This window comes from Pseudomonas yangonensis (genome assembly GCF_009932725.1).
Taxonomy (GTDB): Bacteria; Pseudomonadota; Gammaproteobacteria; order Pseudomonadales; family Pseudomonadaceae; genus Aquipseudomonas; species Aquipseudomonas yangonensis.
Window position 1 is genome coordinate 177,963 of sequence record NZ_BLJU01000002.1, and the last position, 21,514, is coordinate 199,476.

Annotated in this window: 22 protein-coding genes and 2 tRNA genes; 13 read left to right on the forward strand and 11 right to left on the reverse strand. The window is 62.6% G+C overall.

What is annotated here, in order from left to right:
• Positions 1–148 precede the first annotated feature (148 nt).
• Complete coding sequence (gene erdR / locus GYB81_RS02415) at positions 149–796, forward strand: response regulator transcription factor ErdR (RefSeq protein WP_161864522.1); 648 nt, start codon at positions 149–151, stop codon at positions 794–796.
• A 37-nt stretch (positions 797–833) separates the two neighbouring features.
• On the opposite strand, the gene GYB81_RS02420 is transcribed toward erdR, so the two are convergent.
• Positions 834–1,760 (reverse strand): LysR family transcriptional regulator, encoded by a 927-nt coding sequence (locus tag GYB81_RS02420; RefSeq protein ID WP_161864521.1) that lies wholly within the window; start codon positions 1,758–1,760, stop codon positions 834–836.
• Between the two features lie 114 nt (positions 1,761–1,874).
• Here GYB81_RS02420 and fpr point away from each other — a divergent pair, with 114 nt between their 5' ends.
• On the forward strand, positions 1,875–2,654 hold the full coding sequence (fpr, locus tag GYB81_RS02425) for a ferredoxin-NADP reductase (RefSeq protein WP_024307277.1): 780 nt from the start codon (positions 1,875–1,877) through the stop codon (positions 2,652–2,654).
• Between the two features lie 134 nt (positions 2,655–2,788).
• On the opposite strand, the gene GYB81_RS02430 is transcribed toward fpr, so the two are convergent.
• Genes GYB81_RS02430 through GYB81_RS02440 form a run of 3 tightly spaced genes read right to left on the reverse strand, consistent with a single transcriptional unit; the run spans position 2,789 to position 5,083 of the window.
• Positions 2,789–3,343, reverse strand: coding sequence for a peptidylprolyl isomerase (locus GYB81_RS02430; RefSeq protein ID WP_161897724.1), 555 nt, complete (start codon positions 3,341–3,343; stop codon positions 2,789–2,791).
• Between the two features lie 5 nt (positions 3,344–3,348).
• Positions 3,349–4,146: an alpha/beta fold hydrolase gene (locus GYB81_RS02435; RefSeq protein WP_161897725.1), complete on the reverse strand. Its 798-nt coding sequence runs from the start codon at positions 4,144–4,146 to the stop codon at positions 3,349–3,351.
• Positions 4,147–4,156: 10 nt separating this feature from the next.
• A complete protein-coding gene (locus GYB81_RS02440) occupies positions 4,157–5,083 on the reverse strand; it encodes a LysR family transcriptional regulator (protein WP_161864518.1) in 927 nt (308 codons plus the stop codon).
• A gap of 58 nt (positions 5,084–5,141) precedes the next feature.
• On the opposite strand from GYB81_RS02440, the gene GYB81_RS02445 reads away from it, so the two are divergent.
• The 4 genes from GYB81_RS02445 to rarD all read left to right on the forward strand — a co-directional run bounded on the left by GYB81_RS02445 (position 5,142) and on the right by rarD (position 8,121).
• Positions 5,142–5,456, forward strand: coding sequence for a 3-phosphoglycerate kinase (locus GYB81_RS02445; protein ID WP_161864517.1), 315 nt, complete (start codon positions 5,142–5,144; stop codon positions 5,454–5,456).
• Between the two features lie 136 nt (positions 5,457–5,592).
• Entirely contained in the window at positions 5,593–6,192 is a 600-nt protein-coding gene (locus GYB81_RS02450) for an FMN-dependent NADH-azoreductase (RefSeq protein WP_161864516.1), read from the forward strand.
• 163 nt (positions 6,193–6,355) lie between these two features.
• Positions 6,356–7,228 (forward strand): carboxylate/amino acid/amine transporter, encoded by an 873-nt coding sequence (locus tag GYB81_RS02455; protein ID WP_161864515.1) that lies wholly within the window; start codon positions 6,356–6,358, stop codon positions 7,226–7,228.
• Positions 7,228–8,121, forward strand: a complete 894-nt coding sequence (rarD, locus tag GYB81_RS02460) for an EamA family transporter RarD (protein ID WP_161864514.1) — start codon at positions 7,228–7,230, stop codon at positions 8,119–8,121. The genes GYB81_RS02455 and rarD overlap by 1 nt, the downstream gene beginning before the upstream one ends.
• Here the strand turns inward: rarD and GYB81_RS02465 are convergent, their stop codons facing one another.
• The gene (locus GYB81_RS02465) at positions 8,122–8,700 is read right to left on the reverse strand and encodes a dihydrofolate reductase family protein (protein WP_161864513.1); all 579 of its coding nucleotides are present in this window, start codon (positions 8,698–8,700) and stop codon (positions 8,122–8,124) included.
• Between the two features lie 85 nt (positions 8,701–8,785).
• Complete coding sequence (locus GYB81_RS02470) at positions 8,786–9,196, reverse strand: anti-virulence regulator CigR family protein (RefSeq protein WP_161864512.1); 411 nt, start codon at positions 9,194–9,196, stop codon at positions 8,786–8,788.
• Between the two features lie 200 nt (positions 9,197–9,396).
• Between GYB81_RS02470 and GYB81_RS02475 the strand changes: the two genes are divergently transcribed.
• On the forward strand, positions 9,397–10,722 hold the full coding sequence (locus GYB81_RS02475) for a DEAD/DEAH box helicase (protein ID WP_161864511.1): 1,326 nt from the start codon (positions 9,397–9,399) through the stop codon (positions 10,720–10,722).
• A gap of 58 nt (positions 10,723–10,780) precedes the next feature.
• Here GYB81_RS02475 and GYB81_RS02480 read toward each other — a convergent pair whose 3' ends face one another.
• Both GYB81_RS02480 and GYB81_RS02485 read right to left on the reverse strand, forming a co-directional pair.
• Positions 10,781–12,616: an ABC transporter ATP-binding protein gene (locus GYB81_RS02480; protein WP_161864510.1), complete on the reverse strand. Its 1,836-nt coding sequence runs from the start codon at positions 12,614–12,616 to the stop codon at positions 10,781–10,783.
• A gap of 43 nt (positions 12,617–12,659) precedes the next feature.
• On the reverse strand, positions 12,660–13,724 hold the full coding sequence (locus GYB81_RS02485; RefSeq protein ID WP_161864509.1) for a metal-dependent hydrolase: 1,065 nt from the start codon (positions 13,722–13,724) through the stop codon (positions 12,660–12,662).
• A gap of 130 nt (positions 13,725–13,854) precedes the next feature.
• On the opposite strand from GYB81_RS02485, the gene arfB reads away from it, so the two are divergent.
• On the forward strand, positions 13,855–14,268 hold the full coding sequence (arfB, locus tag GYB81_RS02490) for an alternative ribosome rescue aminoacyl-tRNA hydrolase ArfB (RefSeq protein ID WP_161864508.1): 414 nt from the start codon (positions 13,855–13,857) through the stop codon (positions 14,266–14,268).
• 411 nt (positions 14,269–14,679) lie between these two features.
• Here arfB and GYB81_RS02495 read toward each other — a convergent pair whose 3' ends face one another.
• A complete protein-coding gene (locus GYB81_RS02495) occupies positions 14,680–15,144 on the reverse strand; it encodes a methylglyoxal synthase (protein WP_161864507.1) in 465 nt (154 codons plus the stop codon).
• A 12-nt stretch (positions 15,145–15,156) separates the two neighbouring features.
• Entirely contained in the window at positions 15,157–16,158 is a 1,002-nt protein-coding gene (gene gap, locus GYB81_RS02500; RefSeq protein ID WP_024307293.1) for a type I glyceraldehyde-3-phosphate dehydrogenase, read from the reverse strand.
• 130 nt (positions 16,159–16,288) lie between these two features.
• Here gap and edd point away from each other — a divergent pair, with 130 nt between their 5' ends.
• Entirely contained in the window at positions 16,289–18,112 is a 1,824-nt protein-coding gene (edd, locus tag GYB81_RS02505) for a phosphogluconate dehydratase (RefSeq protein ID WP_161864506.1), read from the forward strand.
• Between the two features lie 208 nt (positions 18,113–18,320).
• Here edd and rdgC read toward each other — a convergent pair whose 3' ends face one another.
• The gene (gene rdgC, locus GYB81_RS02510) at positions 18,321–19,241 is read right to left on the reverse strand and encodes a recombination-associated protein RdgC (RefSeq protein ID WP_161864505.1); all 921 of its coding nucleotides are present in this window, start codon (positions 19,239–19,241) and stop codon (positions 18,321–18,323) included.
• 305 nt (positions 19,242–19,546) lie between these two features.
• Here rdgC and GYB81_RS02515 point away from each other — a divergent pair.
• From GYB81_RS02515 to GYB81_RS02530, 4 genes are all read left to right on the forward strand, one after another.
• Positions 19,547–19,622: transfer RNA gene (locus tag GYB81_RS02515), tRNA-Val, on the forward strand.
• 15 nt (positions 19,623–19,637) lie between these two features.
• Positions 19,638–19,714: transfer RNA gene (locus GYB81_RS02520), tRNA-Asp, on the forward strand.
• A gap of 187 nt (positions 19,715–19,901) precedes the next feature.
• Positions 19,902–20,618: a BamJ family beta-barrel-assembly machinery protein gene (bamJ, locus tag GYB81_RS02525; protein WP_013714481.1), complete on the forward strand. Its 717-nt coding sequence runs from the start codon at positions 19,902–19,904 to the stop codon at positions 20,616–20,618.
• 323 nt (positions 20,619–20,941) lie between these two features.
• Positions 20,942–21,385, forward strand: a complete 444-nt coding sequence (locus GYB81_RS02530) for a YkvA family protein (RefSeq protein WP_161864504.1) — start codon at positions 20,942–20,944, stop codon at positions 21,383–21,385.
• The last annotated feature ends 129 nt before the right edge of the window (positions 21,386–21,514 follow it).

Sequence of the window (21,514 nt, forward strand, 5' to 3'; positions counted from 1 at the left end):
TGACCACCCCGCCACAGCTCGGCATGCTGAGCGCCGCCCTCGGTCCGAGTGGGGAGTCTGTGGATGAGCAGGCTTGAGCGGGTCGTCAGGCGAACTAGCACTGCCATACTCACCTCGGTGCCACTCATAAGAAGAACAGGATCTGCCAATGGCCGCCTACGAAATCCTGATTGCCGACGACCACCCGCTGTTTCGCAGCGCGTTGCAGCAAGCACTGACCCTGGGGCTGGGGCCTGAAGTCCGCCTGGTAGAAGCCGCCAGCATCGCCGAACTCGAGGGTCACCTGGCCGCCAAGAGCGATTGGGACCTGGTCCTGCTCGATCTGAACATGCCGGGTGCCTACGGTTTTTCCGGCCTGGTGCTACTGCGTGGTCAGTACCCGCAGATTCCTGTGGTGATGATCTCCGCTCAGGAAGAAGCTTCCATCGTCAACCGCTCCCGTGAGTTCGGCGCAAGCGGTTTCATTCCCAAATCCAGCCCGCTGGAAACCTTGCAGCAAGCTGTGCGTCAGGTGCTCGATGGCGACACCTGGTGGCCCCCGCTGGCCGAAGAAAGCGCGCCGGTATCCGAAGAAGCCAAGGCCGCCAGTGCCGGTCTCGCCAGCCTGACACCGCAGCAGTTCCGTGTTCTGACCATGGTGTGCGAAGGCCTGTTGAACAAGCAGATCGCCTATGAACTGAGTGTGTCCGAGGCGACGGTCAAGGCGCATGTCACGGCGATTTTCCGCAAGCTCGGCGTGCGCACTCGCACCCAGGCGGCGTTGCTGCTGCAGCAGATGGAGTCGATTCCGGGCTGATCGCGGCGCCGCGTGACGCCGGATCAATGCTGACCGCTCAGACGATCGGCGGCAGGACGATCTGATCGCTGCGGCTGACTCCGGCGGTCAGCGCACGACACTGCTCGAGAAACTCGCGCATCGCCGCCGTCTGGTACTTCTGCTTGTGCCAGATGAAGTAGAACTGCCGGCGCAGGTCCAGCTCCGGGGTTTCCACCGGCATCAGGCTGCCGCGGCGAAAGGCATCACGCAGTGCCAGGCGAGAAATGCAGCCGATGCCCAGGCCGGATTCCACCGCACGCTTGATCGCCTCGGTGTGTTCCAGCTCCAGGCGAATGTTGAGATTGCGCGGATGATGACGCATGGCCTGATCGAAGGTCAGTCGCGTGCCCGAGCCCTGTTCGCGCAGAATCCAGGCCTCGTGCGTCAGCTCTTCCAGGCTGGCATTGCCACGCCGGGCGAGCGGGTGCTGCGGTGCGCAGAACACTACCAGTTCATCCTCGACCCAGGGGTGTACCTCAATGTCCGGGTGCTGGCAGTCGCCTTCGATCAGGCCCAGATCCAGCTCGTAATGCGCGATTTGCTGCACCACATGGGCGGTGTTGTGCACCTGCAGTTTCACCCGGCATTCAGGGTGGTGCTGCATGAAGCTGCCAATCAGCAGGGTCGCCAGATAGTTGCCCACGGTCAGGGTGGCGCCCACATTCAGCGAGCCATACCCGCTCTTGCCGCTCAGCAGGCGCTCGATCTCGCGCGCCTGGTCGATCAGCGCTACCGCTTCGGGCAGCAATTGCCGGCCCAGCGCGTTGAGCGCCAGGCGTTTGCCGGCGCGATCGAACAGCTGGCAGTCGGACTGCCGCTCCAGTTCGGTCAGTGAGGTGCTGGTGGCCGACTGCGACAATGCGAGCGATTGCGCTGCGCGCGATACGCTCTCATGCTGCGCCACGGCGACGAATACCTGAAGTTGCCTGAGGGTAAATCGCATATCGATATAACCGATAACCTATATCTTGATAATCCACTTAACAGATATTGTTGCCGCGAATAGAATGCCGCGCAATCGCGCCTTTTGGTGCTGAAGTTCTTCGAGGAAATCATCATGAGCAATATGAACGTCGAGCGCGTGCTCAGCGTCCACCACTGGAACGATACGCTGTTCAGCTTCAAGTGCACCCGTGATCCGGGGTTGCGCTTCGAGAATGGCCAGTTCGTGATGATCGGCCTGCAGCAGGACAATGGCCGCCCGCTGATGCGCGCGTACTCCATCGCCAGCCCGAACTGGGAAGAGCATCTGGAGTTCTTCAGCATCAAGGTGCCGGACGGCCCGCTGACCTCGCAGCTGCAGCACCTGAAGGAAGGCGACGAGATCATCATCAGCAAGAAGCCCACCGGCACCCTGGTGCTCGATGACCTCAACCCCGGCAAGCACCTGTACCTGCTGTCCACCGGTACCGGCCTGGCACCGTTTATGAGCGTGATCCAGGACCCGGAAACCTATGAGCGTTTCGAGAAGGTGATTCTGGTGCACGGCGTGCGTTATGTGAACGAAGTCGCCTACCGCGAGTTCATCACCGAGCACCTGCCGCGCAACGAGTTCTTCGGCGATGCGCTGAAGGAAAAGCTGATCTACTACCCGACCGTGACCCGCGAACCGTTCGAGAATCAGGGCCGTCTGACCGACCTGATGCGCAGCGGCAAGCTGTTTGCCGACATCGGCCTGCCACCGATCAACCCGCAGGACGACCGCGCCATGATCTGTGGCAGCCCGAGCATGCTCGATGAGACCAGCGAAGTGCTCGACAGCTTCGGCCTGAAGATTTCCCCACGTATGCGTGAGCCGGGGGATTACCTGATCGAGCGTGCCTTCGTCGAGAAATAAGCGCTGCGTTAAACGACGAAGCCGCCCAATGGGCGGCTTTGTCGTTCATGGTGCTCTCGTAGCCCGGATGCAATCCGGGGAGGAGGTATTGCAATCTCCCGGATTGCATCCGGTCTACGAATGACTGCTGTGCCTTACAGACGCTTGGCGTCGATGATCAGCACCGGCTCGCGCGGTACGTTCTGGTGCATGCCGCGGTTGCCGGTGGGCACCTGGGCGATCTTGTCCACTACGTCCATGCCGCGGGTGACCTTGCCGAACACGGCGTAGCCGAAGTCGCGCGAGCTGTGGTCGAGGAAGGCGTTGTCCTTGTGGTTGATGAAGAACTGGCTGGTGGCCGAGTCGCGTACCTGGGTACGGGCCATGGCCAGGGTGCCGCGCACATTGTGCAGGCCGTTGTCGGCCTCGTTCTTGATTGGCGCGTCGGTGTCCTTCTGGCGCATGTCGGTATCGAAACCGCCGCCCTGAATCATGAAACCCGGAATCACCCGGTGGAACTGGGTGCCGTTGTAGAAACCGCTGTCGACGTACTTGAGAAAGTTCTGCGTGCTGACCGGTGCCTTGTCGGCGGCCAGCTCCACTTCCACTTCACCCATACTGGTGGTCAGCAGCACCTTGGGGTTTTCTGCGGCCAGCAGGCTGGACGACAGCAGCAGTGCGCCGGTGGCGAGAACGAGTTGCTTGAGCATGATGGTCAGTTTTCCTTGTTGGCAGCCTCGCCGAGGAAGGCGAGCAGGGCGCTATTAAAGCGTTCGGGTTGATCCAGTGGTGTGGCGTGGCGCGAATTTTCGATCACCAGCAAGCGCGCGTTGGGCATTTCTGCTACGTATTCGCGCTTGCGTTCAACTGGCGTGTAGTCGCGGTCGGCTGTGATCACCAGGGTAGGACAGGTGATGCGCTTCAGCCGTTCCCGCACGCCCCAGCCGATGATGGCATCCAGGCTGGCCAGATAGGCGCGCTTGTCGTTCTGCGGCCAGCGTTCTTCGACCTTGCGCCGCAGTTCTGCCTGCTCGGGTCTGGGGAACAGCAGCTTGGCCAATGCCTTGGCGATGGTGTCCAGGCTGAGCAGGCGTGAGAGTGTCCAGCGTTTGCCGATCTCCAGCCAGTCGCGCGCGCTTCTGGCCTTGACTTCGGGGCCGCTGTTGACGATGGTCAGGCTGCGCAGCAGTTCGGGGCGGTCGACGCCGAGCTGAAAACCGATCATGCCGCCCATGGAGATGCCCACCAGATGTACGGGGGGCAGTTGCAGGTATTGGATCAGCGCGGCCACGTCATCGGCGAAGTCTGCGATGCGATAGGCGCCGCGTGGCTTGTCCGATCGGCCATGGCCGCGCACGTCGAGGGCGATCACCCGATAGTGCTGGGCGAGCACGGGAATCTGGTATTCCCAGTCTCGCGTACTCGAGCCCAGGCCATGCACCAGCAGCAGCGGCTCGCCGCGGCCGTAATCCTCGTAGTGCAGCTGACAGCCGCGATTGTCGAAGTAGGGCATGCGGAGGTTCTCAGCGATTCGACTGCGGGGCGGCGAAGGCGGCGTCCAGTGGGGCCGCGTCGAAATTCTTGATCAGCTCGATGAGAATCTGCGTGGCCGGGCCGAGCACGCGTTCCTTGTTGCTGTAAAGGAAGAAGCGTGGCTTGCGGATGCCGCCCTGAGCCAGCGGCAGCGGTTTCAGCAGGCCTTCCTGCATCTCCCTGGCGATCAGGTGACGCGGCAGCCAGGCGAAGCCCAGGCCGCTGCTGACGAAGGTGCGGGCGGTGGGCAGGCTGCCGACCGTCCAGCGTTGCTCCGCGCCCAGCCAGCCTGCATCACGCGGTTGCAGACGGCCGCTGTCACGAGTGACCACCTGCATCTGGCCTTCCAGATCCTGGAAGCTCAGCTCGCGCTGCATGCGGTGTAGCGGGTGCTCCGGATTGGCGACGGCGACGAATTCCACTTCGTTCAGCTCGATACCCAGGTGACCGGTGATGTTCAGTGCACTGATGGCCAGGTCGGCGGTGCCTTCGAGCAGTACCTCCTCGACTCCGGACAGCACTTCCTCGCGCAGGCGTACGCGGCAACCGCGGCTCTGCGGCATGAAGGCGGTCAGGGCGCGAACGAGATTGGCGGTGGGGTAGGCGGCGTCCACCACAAGGCGTACTTCGGCTTCCCAACCCTGCTCCATGTGGTGGGCCAGATCTTCCAGCTGGCTGGCCTGCTTGACCAGTTGCCGCGAGCGGCGCAGCAACACGTCACCGGCCTCGGTGAGTACGGCCTTGCGTCCGTCGATGCGCAGCAGCGGTACACCGAGCTGTTCCTGCATGCGCGCCACGGTATAGCTGACCGAGGACTGCGAGCGGTGCAGCACTTCGGCGGCCTGGGCGAAGCCGCCCTGATCCACCACGGCTTGTAGCGTGCGCCATTGATCCAGGGTTACGCGAGGAGCTTTCATCACATCATCCTGTCTGAGTCGGCCTGTTACACTGGCTCTTCAACGTTGGAGAGCACCGATGAAAAAAATAATCTGCTTGCTGTTCGCCTTTGTGCCGCTTGCCGCCCATGCCTACCCCATCGAAGTGGAAAAACAGCTCAACGGCGCAGAGATCTCGGCCACCACCCAGGATATCGACCACAACATGGCGGCGTTGATGCTCTACAACTACGGCCAGAGCGAGGCCGAATGCAGTGCGGTGTTCCGTAACGGCCCCGAGGCGCCGCGCACCCGTCGTACCGTCCTGGCCCCGGGTGCCAGCAACAACATGACGGTCAAGTTCAGCCGTAGCGTGATTCGCCTGCGCATCAGCCTGACCTGCGGCCTGAAGTGATGAAAAGCCTAGACGTGGTTTGTAGATAAATCAAATTAATCGATATATGTAAGCGGATATTTACGCTTTTTAATCGAATGCTGCATCTCTACTCTGTGCTCTATCGACTCTCAACCCACTCGATGGAGCCTCAGACATGTCCCGTGTTCTCGTAATCGAAAGCAGCGCCCGCCAGCAAGGTTCGGTCTCCCGCGAGCTGACTCAGCAATTCATCGCCAAGTGGCAGGCTGCGCATCCGGCTGACCATGTTCAGGTTCGCGACCTGGCGGCCGAGCCGGTGCCGCACCTCGACGCCACGCTACTGGGTGGCTGGATGACTCCGAGCGAACAGCAGAGTGAGGCGGAAAAAGCCGCGCTGGCGCGTTCCAATCAACTGACCGACGAACTGCTGGCCGCCGATGTGCTAGTGCTGGCGGCGCCGATGTACAACTTCGCCATTCCCAGCACCCTGAAGGCCTGGCTGGACCATGTGCTGCGCGCTGGCGTTACCTTCAAGTACACCGAAACCGGCCCGCAGGGGCTGCTGACCGGCAAGCGCGCTTTCGTGCTGACCGCTCGCGGCGGCATCTACGCCGGTAGCGGCCTGGATCACCAGGAGCCCTACCTGCGTCAGGCGCTGGCCTTTATCGGTATTCACGACGTGCAGTTCATCCACGCCGAAGGCCTCAACCTGGGGGCCGAGTTCAGCGAAAAGGGTCTGGCTCAGGCCAAGGCCAAGCTGGCAGAGGTGGCCTGATACCGATCCTGCTCTCCTGAGCGCCCGCTAGCGGGTGCGCTATGCCGGTCGCTTCGCATGGAAGTGGCCGGCTTTTTTATTTGGCCGACCAGCAGACACTGAAGCACGGATTGTCCGCGGCAGGGGAACGCGCTAAGGTCGCCGCCTTCCTTCGGAGGTGGCTGTGCGATATCTGCTGATAGTGACCGTGCTGTGGGCTTTTTCCTTCAGCCTGATCGGTGAATACCTGGCCGGCAGGGTGGACAGTTACTTCGCGGTGCTGACGCGTATCGTCATCGCCGGCCTGCTGTTCGTACCGCTGACCCGCTGGCGCGGCCACGCCCCGGCGTTCGTGCGCGGCATGCTGCTGATCGGCGCGTTGCAGTTCGGCATCACCTACGTCTGCCTGTACCTGAGCTTCTCGGTACTGACAGTGCCGGAAGTCCTGCTGTTCACCATCCTTACGCCACTGCACGTGACGTTGATCGAGGATGCGCTGAACCGCAGGTTCAACCCCTGGGCACTGGCCGCTGCACTGGTGGCGGTGTTGGGCGCCGGGATCATCCGCTACGACGGTATCAGCAGCGGCTTCTTACTCGGTTTTCTGTTGCTGCAGGTAGCCAACTTCACCTTCGCTGCCGGACAGGTGCTGTACAAGCATCTGCTGCTCAGGCACCCCTCGAGCGAGCCGCAATACAAGCGTTTCGGTTTCTTCTACCTGGGCGCGCTGCTGATTGCGTTGCCGGCCTTCCTGCTGCTGGGCAACGGCGAGCGTCTGCCAAGCTCTGCGCTGCAATGGGGCGTGCTGGTGTGGCTCGGCGTGATCGCATCGGGTCTCGGCCTGTACTGGTGGAACAAGGGCGCCAGCCTGGTCGATGGCGGTACGCTGGCGGTGATGAACAATGCGCTGGTGCCTGCCGGTCTGCTGGTCAACCTGCTGATCTGGAACCACGACGCCGATCTGCTGCGCCTGGCTCTGGGCGGAGCGGTGATCGCCGCGTCCCTGCCGCTGGCCAACCTGGGCGGTAAAGGTCGTAGGCCGGCCGAGGCGCATTGATGGGGCTGTCAGGGCGTGGTGTTGCGTTGTCCATTGGCGCTTCGATGCTGTTCGCCTTGCTGCCGGGCTATGTGCAGTGGCTGAGCCCGCTCGATGGTGTGCAGATATTCGCGCAGCGCGTGCTCTGGTCGATTCCTCTGGTCCTGCTGTTGGTGGTGCTGGCGCGACAGACCGCTTCGCTGCGCGAGACCTTTGCCCGCCTGCGACGCGAGCCGTTGTTGCTGGCCGCCTGCCCGCTGGCGGCAACGCTGATCGGAGTGCAGTGGGGGTTGTTTCTTTGGGCGCCACTGGCCGGGCACATGCTGGAAGTGTCGATGGGCTATTTTCTCCTGCCGCTCGCGTTGGTACTGACCGGGCGATTGTTTTATGGCGAGCGGTTGCGTCCATTGCAGCGGTTGGCCGTAGCTTGCGCCATGCTCGGCGTGTTGCACGAACTCTGGCGTACCCAGGCGTTCTCCTGGCTTACCCTGGTCACCGCCTTGGGCTATCCGCCGTACATGATGCTGCGCCGATGGATGCGCCTGGATGCGCTATCGGGCTTCGTATTGGAAATGCTGATGCTGGCGCCGTTGGCGATCTGGCTGATCGTCGCCCACGGCCCTGTCGGCGCGTTCGCCGATCGCCCGCTGCTATGGTTGCTGGTGCCGGTGATGGCCCTGATCGGCACCTTGGCGTTTGCCGCATACATGGCCTCGAGCAGACTGCTGCCTCTCGGGCTTTTCGGCATTCTCAGCTATGTCGAGCCGGTGCTCCTGTTCGGCGTGGCGCTACTGGTGCTGGGCGAGACCTTCGATGCGGGACAATGGCTGACCTACCTGCCGATCTGGGCGGCAGTGCTGTTGGTCGGTTGGGATAGTGCCCGTCTGCTGCGCAAGCAGCAGCTCGGACGCTGATCAGGCGGCAGTGCTGCGTGCTGCGGGAATCTGAGAGGACTGGCTGGCCTGCTTCTGCACCTGGTAATGCACCTGCAGGGTGCCACTGTTGAAGCGTCGCTGCTCGCTCAGCGTCAGGCTGCGCTCCATACCGGTGGCCAGTAGCGGAACGCCGGCGCCAAGCAGATGCGGCACGAGGTTGATCATTACTTCGTCGATCAGCCCGGCGGTGTAGCAGTTGCCGGCCAGCAGGCTGCCGCCGACCAGCCAGATGCGCTGGAATCCCGCTTCATTCAACGCCGCGACTGCCTGGGCTGGGGTGCAATGAGTCAGCTGAACTTCATCCGTCGCACGCGGCAGGGCCAGGCGAGTCAGCACCACACAGGGCTTGCCGGGGTATGGCCAGGGACCGCCGCGCTGCAGTAGCGCTTCGTAGGTGACCCGACCCATCAGCAGGGCATCGATACCTGAGTAAAAGTACTGGAAGCTGTACTCCTCGTCGGCCTGACGCAACGAATCGAACCAGTCGATGCGGCCATCGGGACGCGCGATGTAGCCATCGAGACTGGAGGTGACGTGGTAGATCAGGGACGGGTTCATCATGCACCTCGAAGGGCTATCTGAGAGTTGGATTGGCGCGGCTGAAACAAGTTCGTCGTGCGCCGCACCGCTTGTCGGAAGCCGCTCAGTCCAGAACGTTGCGCAGGATTTCGTAGACGATGCCGGTCGCGATGGCGACCAGTACAACGTCGCGGCCGATCTGCTTCCACTCGTAGCCCTCGTAGTGGGGCAGGCGTGATACCAGGCGGCTGTCGAAGTTCTTGGCGATACCCGGAGGCAGTGGCTTGCCGCGTGCCAGGTTCTTGGCGATGCCCGGCGGCAGGGACGAGGTCGGGCCGATCAACTGGCGATTTTCGCCGAGGATGATGCGCACCTGGCCGATATCCACGCTCGGGCCGCGCAAGTCGATCTGCACGCCGCCATCATGCTGATGGCCCGGTTTGCCTTTGCCGGGCGGCGGGCTGGCCAGAGCCGGCGATGCGGCCAGCAGGATGCACAGGCCGATGCTGAGGGTTGCCTGGGGTTTGGTGAGCATGGCTCTGCACTCCTTGGTCAGTGATGCCTATTGGATATCAGGCGAGCCGTCTCGGTTCCTCCGCGCCGCTGCCGGATGGCGTCTGCAGGCGGCCGTCCGTCGGCGTGCGAATGTGTGGCTCGTGCAAAGAAATTCGGCCCCGGCGCCGGAAACCGTTAGGCTATGCACCGTTTTGTCGATCTTTCGAGGTAGTGCCCCCCGTGTTTGCCCAATTCGCCCTGCATGAACGCCTGCTTAAAGCCGTGGCCGAGCTTAACTTCGTCGAGCCGACGCCAGTGCAGGCGGCGGCGATTCCGCCTGCGCTGGAGGGCAAGGACCTGCGGGTGATCGCCCAGACCGGCAGCGGCAAGACCGCCGCCTTCGTCCTGCCGCTGCTCAATCGCCTGCTCGGTGATGGCAACTCCAGGCAGCGCCTGAGCATTCGCGCGCTGATCCTGCTGCCGACCCGTGAGCTGGCGCAGCAAACGCTCAAGGAAGTCGAGCGCTTCGCCCAGTTCACCTTCCTCAAGGCCGGCCTGGTCACCGGTGGCGAGGACTTCAAGGTGCAGGCGGCGATGATGCGCAAGATCGACATTCTGATCGGCACGCCGGGGCGCCTGATCGAGCACGCCAACGCCGGCAATCTGCCGCTCGATGAGGTGGAGGTGCTGGTATTCGACGAGGCCGACCGCATGCTCGACATGGGCTTCGCCGAAGACGCCCAGCGCCTGGCCGAAGCCTGTGGTCCGCACCAGACCCTGCTGTTCTCTGCCACCACGGGTGGCAACGGCCTGCGCGAGATGGTCGCCAAGGTGCTCAGGGAGCCGCAGCACCTGATGCTCAACAGCGTCAGCCAGCTCAACGAGGGCACGCGGCAGCAGATCATCACCGCCGATCACAACCATCACAAGGAGCAGCTGGTTGACTGGCTGCTGGCCAACGAAAGCTATGACAAGGCCATCGTCTTCACCAATACCCGGGTGCAGGCCGACCGACTGTACGGCAAGTTGGTCGCAGCCGGGGTCAAGGCCTTCGTGCTGCACGGCGAGAAGGACCAGAAGGACCGCAAACTGGCCATCGAGCGTCTGCGTCAGGGCGCGGTTCGCGTGCTGGTCGCCACGGACGTGGCCGCGCGCGGCCTGGATGTCGAGGGGCTGGATCTGGTGATCAACTTCGACATGCCGCGCTCAGGCGACGAATACGTGCACCGCATCGGCCGTACCGGCCGCGCCGGTGGCGAAGGCCTGGCGGTGTCGCTGATCTGCCATACCGACTGGAATCTGATGTCGAGCATCGAGCGTTACCTCAAGCAGCGTTTCGAGCGCCGCACCATCAAGGAGCTCAAGGGCGCCTACCAGGGGCCGAAGAACCTCAAGGCGTCCGGCAAGGCCGCTGGCAGCAAGAAGAAAAAGGCCGAGAAGAAAGACCCGAAGAAAGCCGCTGCGCCCAAGCGCAAGACCGGCCCGCGTCCGGCTGGCAAGCCTTCCGCGTTGGTCAGCGCCGACGGCAGCGCGCCGCTCAAGCGCAAGAAGCCGGCGGCGGAGTAAGCAGCTGTTGTGGGAGGCGCTTTAGCGGCGAGTCGCGGCTGAAGCCCCTCCCACAGTTTCACTCCACCCCGACGAAACCACCGGTCTGATGCTGCCACAGGCGTGCATACAGGCCGCCGCGGGCGATCAGTTCGGCGTGGGTGCCGGTTTCGATGACCTGGCCCTTGTCGATCACCACCAGGCGATCCATCCGTGCGATGGTCGACAGGCGGTGAGCGATGGCGATTACCGTCTTGCCTTCCATCAGGCTGTCCAGGCTTTCCTGGATGGCCGCTTCGACTTCCGAATCCAGTGCCGAGGTGGCTTCGTCCAGCACCAGGATCGGCGCATTCTTGAGCAGCACGCGGGCGATGGCGATGCGCTGACGCTGACCACCGGACAGCTTCACGCCGCGCTCGCCGACCTGGGCATCCAGGCCGCGACCGCCCTGGCTGTCATCGAGGGTGGGAATGAACGCATCGGCGCGGGCCTTGCGCACCGCTTCCCAGAGTTCCTCGTCACTGGCACCGGGTTTGCCGTAGCGCAGGTTGTCGCGGATCGAACGGTGCAGCAGCGAGGTGTCCTGGGTCACTACGCCAATGTTGGCGCGCAGGCTTTCCTGAGTCACCGTGGTGATGTCCTGATCGTCGATGAGGATGCGGCCGCTCTCCAGGTCGTACAGGCGCAGCAGCAGATTGACCAGGGTCGATTTGCCGGCACCGGAGGGGCCGACCAGGCCAATTCTTTCGCCCGGCGCGATGGCGATATTCAGGCCACCGATCACGCCGCCCTTCTTGCCATAGTGGAAATGAATGTCCTCGAAACGCACACCGCCCTCAGGTACCCGGAGCGGACGGGCATCTGCGCGGTCGAGCACCTGGCGTGGCTGGACGATGGTCTGCATGCCGTCCTGCACGGTGCCGACGTTCTCGAAGATGCCGTTGACCACCCACATGATCCATTCGGCCATGTTGTTGATGCGGATCACCAGTCCCAGGGACAGGGCGATGGCGCCCGTGGTGATCAGCGATTGGCTCCACAGCCACAGCGCCAGGGCGCCGGTGCCGACGATCAGTACGCCGTTCAGGCAGGTGATGAGGAAGTCCAGGGCGGTGATGGTGCGAGACTGCAGGCGGAACTTGTCGAGCAGGTCCTGCATGGCTTCGCGGGCGTAGCTTTCCTCTTCCTGCGAATGGGCGAAAAGCTTGAGTGTGGCGATGTTGCTGTAGCCGTCCACCACCCGGCCCATCACCTTGGAGCGCGCCGAGGAGGCGGCTGCCGAGCGCGCCTTGATGCGTGGCACGAAGTACCACAGCGCCGCGCTGTAGCCGACGATCCACAGGGCCAGCGGCACCACCAGGCGCAGATCGGCTGCAGCGAACAGATACAGCGCGCTGCCGGCATAGACCACCACGTGCCACAACGCGTCGATTACCTGCATGGCCGAGTCGCGCAGCGACGGGCCAGTCTGCATCACGCGCTGGGCAACGCGGCCGGCGAAGTCGTTCTGGAAGAAGCTCAGGCTCTGCTTGAGCACGTAACGGTGGTTCTGCCAGCGAATCAGGTTGGTCAGGCCGGGGTTCACCGCCTGATGGGTGAGCAGGTTGTGCAGGCCGAACACCACAGGGCGGATGACGAGTGCTACCAGCAGCATCCATAACAGTTCACGCTGGTGCTCATGGAAGAAGGTGCTGGCGTCCGTGCTGGCCTGGGCCATGTCGATCAATTGGCCAAGGAAGCTGAACAGCGCCACTTCGATCAGGGCGGCGAAGAAACCAATGATCAGCACGGCCAGCATCAGTGGCCACACCTGTTTCAGGTAGTGGCCGTAGAAACGCAGCATGCCGGCTGGCGGGGCGACGTCGGGACTGGGTTTGAAAACGTCGATCAGGGATTCGAAGCGGCGAAACAGCATTGCAGGCGTCCTGCCCAGATGAGTGGACGCCGATATTAACCTCTCAGTGCGAGCGAGTCTCAGTCAAAAGCGGTTTCTGCAACTCGCTGGCCCAAGCCAGCAGTGGAACCTTTAGCTCAGGCTGCCAGATGCGCTTGAACAGCAGGGTCAGGTGTTCGACTTCTCCACGTGCGAAAGGTAGGCGATCGATACGCTCATGGATTCGCCACTGGCCGTCCTGCCGGTGAGCAAAGTCGAAACGGAAGGGGTGAAAGCCAGTCATGCCCAGACGCAGGTCGGTGACGATCAGGTGCTCGCCGGCCAGGTCGTAACGCAGCACGCCACCGGTGAACCACTCCAGGCGCTGGTGCATGGGCGAGTCCGCCAGCAGTTCACGCAGGTGCGTACCGCGTGGCAGGCGCTGCAGTTGCGGCGGCTCGTCATCGAACCAGCCGATCAGGGCTTCGTGATAGTCCTCGCCGTCCAGCACGACGACCCGCCACAGCAGGGTATTGAAAGGCGTTGGCGTGACGAACAGTTGTTCGGCCTGGATGCCCTGACGGGCCAGTTCGCGCTCCACGCGCTGTTCGGCCATGAACTTGCCGGCCAGGCTGAAGCCGATGTACAGGGTCGAAACAGCCAGAGCGACGGCTGGGACTCGCCAGCTCTGCTCGCGCAGCCCGGTGAACAGGCTGATCACCACCGCGGCGATCAGTGGCACGGTGTACAGCGGGTCGATGATGAACAGGCTGGACCAGGCCGTGGGCGTCGGCATCAGCGGCCAGAACAGCTGGGTGCCGTAACTGGTGAAGGCGTCCAGCAAGGGATGGGTGATCAGCACCAGCCATAGCGTCAGCAACAGGCGGTTGGTTGAGTAGCCCGGATGTCGGCGAAAGCGCCTGATCAGCCAGGTCAGCAGCAGGGCCAGGCCGCTTAGAACGAACAGCGAATGGCTGAAGCCGCGGTGGTAGGTCATGTTCGCCACGGCATCGCCGTAATCCATGACCACGTCCAGGTCGGGAAGGGTAGCCAGCGTGGCGCCATAGAGCAGGGCTTTGCGCCCCTGCCAGCGGCCGAGCAGCGCGCCCTGGATGCTGGCGCCGAGTACCGCCTGGGTTATGGAGTCCATCGAGTGCGTCCGAAAAAATACAGGCCGTTACGTTAGCCGAGGCGTTCGGCAAATGCCGTGGGAAATTTCAAGCAAAGATTACAGCTGTGGCGGGTATCCTGATGACCATGAGCCTCAAGAAATCCTGTCCATGCTGATCGTCTCCAACAGTGTTCATATTCCCGATGAGGAAATCGAGCTGACCGCCATCCGCGCCCAGGGCGCGGGCGGGCAGAACGTCAACAAGGTGTCCAGCGCCGTGCACCTGCGCTTTGACAGCCAGGCCTCGTCGTTGCCGCCGTTCTACAAGGAGCGTTTGCTGGCGCTTGCCGACAGTCGTATCACTGCAGGCGGCGTGGTGGTGATCAAGGCGCAGCAGTATCGCACCCAGGAGCAGAATCGCGCCGATGCCCTTGAGCGTCTTGCCGAGTTGATCCGCAGCGCCGGCAAGGTGGAAAAGAAGCGCCGCCCGACCAAGCCGACCCTGGGTTCGAAAAAGCGCCGACTGGATGGCAAGAGCAAACGCGGGGCGATCAAGGCGGGGCGGGGCAAGGTGGATTTCTAGAAATGTCCCTGTTTCGACGAAGGGGCCGCTTCAGAGGTAGGTTTATTATTGTGGATACAGTGCGTTCTGGTTTCGCCCCTTACGGGCGAGTCACTTGATTCGCTGCGCTCACCCTTCGGGTCAGCCTGCGGCTGTTACTTCGCTGCGCTTCGTAGCTCTTGCTTGCCCAAGAGAAAGTAACCAAAGAGAAGGGCACCCCACCATCCGGCCCCGGCTGCGCCGGGGTTCCCTCGCTCCACCACCACTCCAGGGGCACGCTGCGAAGGGCCATCCCTGGCCCATCGCAGCTCATGCGTCATCCATGTCGCTCAACCCCTTACGCGGCGATTCCACTCGGCCTCCTGAAGGGGATCGGGTGTCGCTCTTGAGGACTTGATTCACGCCTGGCCTGCAGCCCGAGTGCGGCAGCCATTAGCCGCGTGCTGCCAGATAAGCCTGATAGTCGGGGATGCGATATTCGTGCTGCTGTTCCAGCAGGCTGCTGCTGAGCAGGTAATCGGCGCTGCTTTCGTTGCACGCCACCGGTATGTTCCACACCGCAGCCACGCGCAGCAGTGCCTTGATATCGGGATCGTGTGGCTGCGGCTCGAACGGGTCCCAGAAGAACACCAGCATGTCCACGCGCTGTTCGGCGATGCGTGCACCGATCTGCTGGTCGCCGCCCAGCGGGCCGCTGATCATGCTCTCCACCGGTAAATCCAGGCGTTTGCTCAGAAGCAGGCCGGTGGTGCCGGTGGCCACCAGCTCGTGGCGCGCCAGCTTGTCACGTTGGCGTTCGCACCAGTCCAGCAGAAAGCCCTTGCAGTGATCGTGCGCCACCAGGGCGATGCGCTTGCGCGCCGGCAGCTCGGCGCGGGTGAAGCTGATACGGCTCATCGAGCCTCCTGTTCAGTGCAGGCGGGCCAGGACCAGACAGTTGTCCAGCATGCGGTTGGAGAAGCCCCACTCGTTGTCATACCAGGCCATGACCTTGAGCAGCTTGCCGCTGACCTTGGTGTGGTTGGCGTCGAAGATCGATGACAGCGGATTGTGGTTGAAATCACAGGACACCAGCGGCAGAGCGTTGTAACCGAGAACCGGGGATTGCTCGCTGGCGGCCTTGAGCAGGGCGTTGACTTCCTCTGCGGTGGTTTCGCGCTTGACCTGCACGGTCAGATCGACCAGCGACACGTTGATCACCGGTACGCGCACGGCCATGCCGGTAAGCTTGCCGGCCAGCTCCGGCAGTACCAGGCCGACCGCTTCGGCGGCGCCGGTTTTGGTCGGGATCATCGATTGGGTTGCCGAGCGCGCGCGGTACAGGTCGCTGTGGTACACATCGGACAGGTTCTGGTCGTTGGTGTAGGCGTGGATGGTGGTCATCAGTCCCTGTTCGATACCCAGCTCGCGCTGCAGCACCTGCGCCACAGGCGCCAGGCAGTTGGTGGTGCAGGAGGCGTTGGAGATGATCTGCATGTCCGGCGTCAGCACCTGTTCGTTGACGCCGTACACCACGGTGGCGTCGGCGCCTTTGGCAGGTGCGGAGATCAATACCTTGCGCGCGCCGGCTGCGAGATGCGCGGCTGCCTTGTCGCGTTCGGTGAACAGCCCGGTGCATTCGAGCACCACATCGACCTGATGGGTTTTCCAGGGCAGCTCGGCCGGGTTTCGAATGGCGCTGACGGCGATGCGATCACCCTTTATCCACAGGCTTTCGCCGTCGACTTTCACTTCTTCGGGGAAATGGCCGTGGACGCTGTCATATTGCAGGAGGTGCGCGTTGATCGTGCTGTCGCCCAGATCGTTGATCGCCACGACCTGCAGATGCTGACGATAATTCTGGGTATAGAGTGCGCGTAGCACGTTGCGGCCGATACGGCCGAAGCCGTTGATGGCGATTCGTAGTGTCATGGTGAGGGTCTCGTGAATTTGTTGTTGTAATTACAAGATTATTCCCATCGCTATAGAAATCAAGCCCGTTGGATGGCAGTATTTTGTTGTAAATACAAACAGAAGCTAGAAGCTAGCCTGGAGATTTCCCATGCATCCCCGCGTTGTCGAAGTTACCGAACGTCTTGTCGAGCGCAGTCGTGCCACGCGTCAGCGCTACCTTCAGATGATCCGTGCAGCTGCCAGCGAAGGTCCGCAGCGGGGCAAGCTGCAATGCGCCAACTTCGCTCATGGCGTGGCCGGCTGCAGTGGTCACGACAAGCAGACCCTGCGCCTGATGGATGCCGCCAATGTGGCCATCGTTTCCGCCTACAACGACATGTTGTCGGCGCACCAGCCCTATGAGGCCTTTCCCGAGCAGATCAAGCAGGCGTTGCGCGAGCTGGGCTCGGTCGGGCAGTTCGCCGGTGGCGTACCGGCCATGTGTGACGGCGTCACTCAGGGCGAACCGGGCATGGAGCTGGGCATCGCCAGCCGCGAGGTGATCGCCATGTCCACCGCCGTGGCGCTGTCGCACAACATGTTCGATGCCGCGCTGTACCTGGGGGTGTGCGACAAGATCGTGCCGGGCCTGGTGATGGGCGCGTTGCGCTTCGGCCATCTGCCATCGCTGTTCGTGCCGGCCGGGCCGATGACCTCGGGGTTGTCCAACAAGGAAAAAGCCGACGTGCGCCAGCGCTACGCGGAAGGCAAGGCGACCCGCGACGAGCTGCTGGCGGCGGAAATGGCGGCCTACCACGGGCCGGGCACCTGCACCTTCTATGGCACCGCCAATACCAATCAGTTGCTGATGGAGGTGATGGGGTTGCACCTTCCTGGCGCTTCCTTCATCAATCCCGGCACGCCGCTGCGCGAGGCGCTGACCCGTGAAGCCGCGCAGCAGGTGACGCGGCTGACCAAGCAAAGCGGGAATTTCATGCCCATCGGCGAGATCGTCGACGAGCGCTGTCTGGTCAACTCCATCGTCGCCCTGCACGCCACTGGCGGCTCGACCAACCATACCCTGCACATGCCGGCCATCGCCCGGGCTGCCGGCATCCTGCTGACCTGGCAGGACATGGCTGACCTGTCCGAGGTGGTGCCGACCCTGGCCCATGTCTATCCCAACGGCAAGGCCGACATCAACCATTTCCAGGCTGCCGGCGGCATGGCCTTCCTGATCCGTCAGCTGCTCGAGGCGGGCTTGCTGCACGAAGAGGTCAATACCGTGGCCGGCCGAGGCCTGTCGCGTTATACCCGAGAGCCCTTCCTCGAGGATGGCGAGCTGGTCTGGCGCGATGGACCGACCGAGAGCCTGGAGCAAAGCGTGCTGCGTCCGATAGCGCAGCCGTTCTCGGCAGAAGGCGGACTGCGCCTGATGCAGGGCAATCTCGGTCGTGGCGTGATGAAGGTGTCCGCCGTGGCGCCCGAGCATCAGGTGGTTGAAGCGCCGGCGCTGGTGTTCGAGGATCAGCTGGAGCTGGTCGAGGCGTTCAAGGCCGGCAAGCTGGAGCGCGATTTCGTTGCCGTGGTGCGTTTCCAGGGGCCCCGCAGCAACGGCATGCCCGAACTACACAAGATGACGCCTTACCTGGGCGTGTTGCAGGATCGCGGTTTCAAGGTGGCGCTGGTCACCGACGGGCGCATGTCCGGTGCCTCGGGCAAGATCCCGGCGGCCATTCACGTCTGCCCGGAGGCCTTCGATGGCGGGCCGTTGGCGCGGGTGCGCGATGGCGACCTGATTCGTGTCGATGGTCAGAGCGGGCAGCTGACGCTGCAGGTCGACGAGGCTGAGTTCGCCGCACGTGAGACGGCGGCCAGGCCGGCTCCGGCAATGGGCTGCGGGCGCGAGTTGTTCGCTTTCATGCGTCACAACTTCAGCACGGCGGAGCAGGGCGCCAGTGCCTTTACCGAGAGCCTCGAGTCGCTGGTCTGAGGCAGGCGCCAGTAGCCCGGATGAAATCCGGGAATCGCTGGTGCAAGAGCCTCGGATTGCATCCAGGCTACTCGCCGGGCGCCGACGAGGCCCGCAAAGCCGCTCTTTGTAGAGCCCCGCCTCGGGGCGAAGCTTCATCTAAGCGTGTCCCGCCCTGATTCGCGACGGGGCGACGCTCCTACTGAACTGCGTCCTGCTTTCGACCGTTTCAGATACCCTGCGGAATCTCTTCTCCGCCCAGTGCGGTGAACAGCTCCGGCAGGAACTCCACCAGGGTCATCATCATCAGGATGAAGCTGGCGTCCTGCTGAGCCAGGGCGTCATCGCCGCCGTCCTGTTCGGCCTGCTCCTGCAGCACGTCTTCGAAACGCAGGCGCTTGATGGTCAGCTTGTCGTCGAGCACGAAGGACAGCTTGTCCTGCCAGGCCAGCGACAGCTGGGTGACCTGCTTGCCGGTGGAAAGATGCAGCTGGATTTCCTCGCTGGTCAGGTCCTGTCGCTTGCAACGCACCACGCCGCCATCTTCATGGGTGTCACGCAGCTCGCACTCATCGAGTACGAAGAAACCTTCGGCGGCGCTCTGATTCTTCAGCCAGTCGGTCAGAGTCGCGGTCGGAGCGATCTTCACCGACAACGGGCGTACCGGCAGCGAGCCGATGGCCTCACGCAGGGTGGACAGCAGGTCTTCGGCCTTCTTGGCGCTGGCGCTGTCGACCAGGATCAGGCCCTGCTTCGGCGCGATGGCGGCGAAGGTGCCGGATTTGCGGATGAAGGCGCGCGGCAGGAAGGTCTGGACGATCTCATCCTTGATCTGGTCGCGCTCCTTCTTGTAGACCTTGCGCATCTGCGTGTTTTCAATCTCGTCGACCTTTTCCTTCAGCGCGTCGCGCACCACCGAGCCGGGCAGAATGCGCTCTTCCTTGCGTGCACCGATCAGCAGGAAGTCGCCGCTGACGTGCACCAGCGGCGCATCGGCGCCCTTGCCGAAGGGGGCGGTGAAACCGTAGGTGGTCAGTTCCTGGCTGGCGCAGGGGCGTGCCGGTTTGCTGGCCAGTGCGGTCTCCAGCGCTTCGGCGTCGAAAGGGATGTCCTGGGTGAGGCGGTAGACCAGCAGGTTACGAAACCACATGAGCGGGTGACTCTCCATTGATGAGGTAAGTCGCGGGGTGGCGCCATCGATAGGCTTCCACCTTGGGAAAGCCGGCGCGTAGCGACGGATGAAGGGGGCGGGCGAGCAACGGTGAGCTGATCGGTCCGCCGACACAGAGCGCGCATTATTCTCTGCTGACGAGCTCAGGCCAACCCTGACCACGGTGTGTCGCGAAAATTCGCAGGTATCACCTAAGTTCTTGCTGCTGCGGTATATTTTTTTGCAAAGGGGGCTTGCCAAGGTAAGGAACGCTCTCTAGAATGCGCCCCACTTCGAGAGCGAATGGGTGGTTAGCTCAGCCGGGAGAGCATCTGCCTTACAAGCAGAGGGTCGGCGGTTCGATCCCGTCACCACCCACCAATCTCGCAGTTACGCGCAGCGGTAGTTCAGTCGGTTAGAATACCGGCCTGTCACGCCGGGGGTCGCGGGTTCGAGTCCCGTCCGCTGCGCCATTCTTCTCCTCGCTTCATCCCCTCCTGTGACAACGCCTCGGCATTCGCCGAAATCTTCGAAAAAATCCTTTGCTCGCCTGAACTTATGCGCATTGCTCGGCTCCTATGCCGTAGCCAGTGATCGCGGCGTACTGCTAAGCTCGCGCTTTCACTCGACGGCCTTCGGGCGCATCTACAAGGAACAAGCATGAAACAGCATCGTTTGGCGGCGGCGGTTGCCCTGGTAGGCCTGGTGCTTGCCGGTTGCGATTCGCAAACCAGCGAAGTCGAACTCAAGAGCCCGGCGCAGAAAGCCTCCTACGGCATCGGCCTGAACATGGGTCGCAGCCTCTCCGAAGAGGGCATGGACGATCTGGATTCCAAGGCTGTCGCCCAGGGCATCGAGGACGCGCTGGCGAAGAAGGAGCCGCGCATCAAGGACGAAGACATGATCGAAGCCTTCTCCTTCCTGCAGAACCGTGCCGAAGAGCGCATGACTGCGCTGAACAAGGAAGCTGCCGAAGCCGGCAAGAAATTCCTCGAAGAGAACGGCAAGCGTGAAGGTGTGGTCACCACCGCTTCCGGTCTGCAATACGAAGTGATCAAGAAGACCGACGGCGCGCAGCCCAAGGAAAGCGACGTGGTGACCGTTCACTACGAAGGCAAGCTGACCGATGGCAGCGTGTTCGACAGCTCCGTCGCACGCGGCAGCCCCATCGATCTGCCGGTTGGCGGCGTGATTCCGGGTTGGGTCGAGGGCCTGCAACTGATGCACGTGGGTGAGAAGTACAAGCTGTACATCCCCAGCGAGCTGGCTTATGGCGAGCAGAGCCCGTCTCCGGCCATTCCCGCCAACTCGGTGCTGGTGTTCGATCTGGAGCTGATCGGCATCAAGGATCAGGCTGCCGAGCCGACCGAAGAGTAACACCTGGTACTTGCGTACAACGCCCCGTCTTGACGGGGCGTTGTCGTTTCTGAGGGCTGCCGGGGGTGGAGTGTTACGCTTATGCACATCCTGGGAAACATTCCTAACAACCCCTCGCTACAGCTGCGCTGCGTTTGTGTCAATCAGCAACTTGTTGATTTTCATGGATTTTATATGCTGTATAAAAAATATCCGATCTAAGCCGAGGCCCCATGGCACGGGGCTTTGATAAGCTTGTCGAAAGACTTTGCACAGATTTATCCACAGCTTCGGTGGATAAGCGAGACAAGCCCAGAAAGTACCTGGCTTGCCGAGGAGGCCGAATGAGAATTCCGTGGAGACTGACGCGTTACCTGCCGCTGGCTGCCCGCTTTCTCCGTGACGGCAGGTTGCCCGAGCTGATGCGAGCACTGCGCGACAAGCGTACGCCACAGGGGCAGCGTTTCGCTGCATTCAAGGAGGATGTGCAACTGCTACGCGCACTCAGCCTGGCCTGGTTCAAGGGCGAGTACCGGCAGATCAGCAGCCAGGCCCTGCTGATGGTGGTGGCCGCGCTGCTGTACTTCATCGCACCGCTCGATGCCATTCCGGACTGGCTGGTAGGCGTTGGTTTCGTTGACGACCTGGCCGTGCTGGCCTGGGTCATGCGCACCTGGCATGGCGAACTGGAGGCCTTCAGGGCCTGGCGTGACCGGCAGAGCCCCGAGCGCATGGCGCTCATCGAACAGCTGCCGGCAGCGGAGCGGGTCGATCCGCTGCATTCCTGAAGCCTTCTTCTGTCATTACCAATCCCGTGCGCATCGGCCGGGCAGCCGAGGTTCCTGCGCTAGTCGCTGATAGGGTTGCCGATTCGCTCGGATGGACGAACCCCTCATCCTGCGACCTTGGCCGCATGG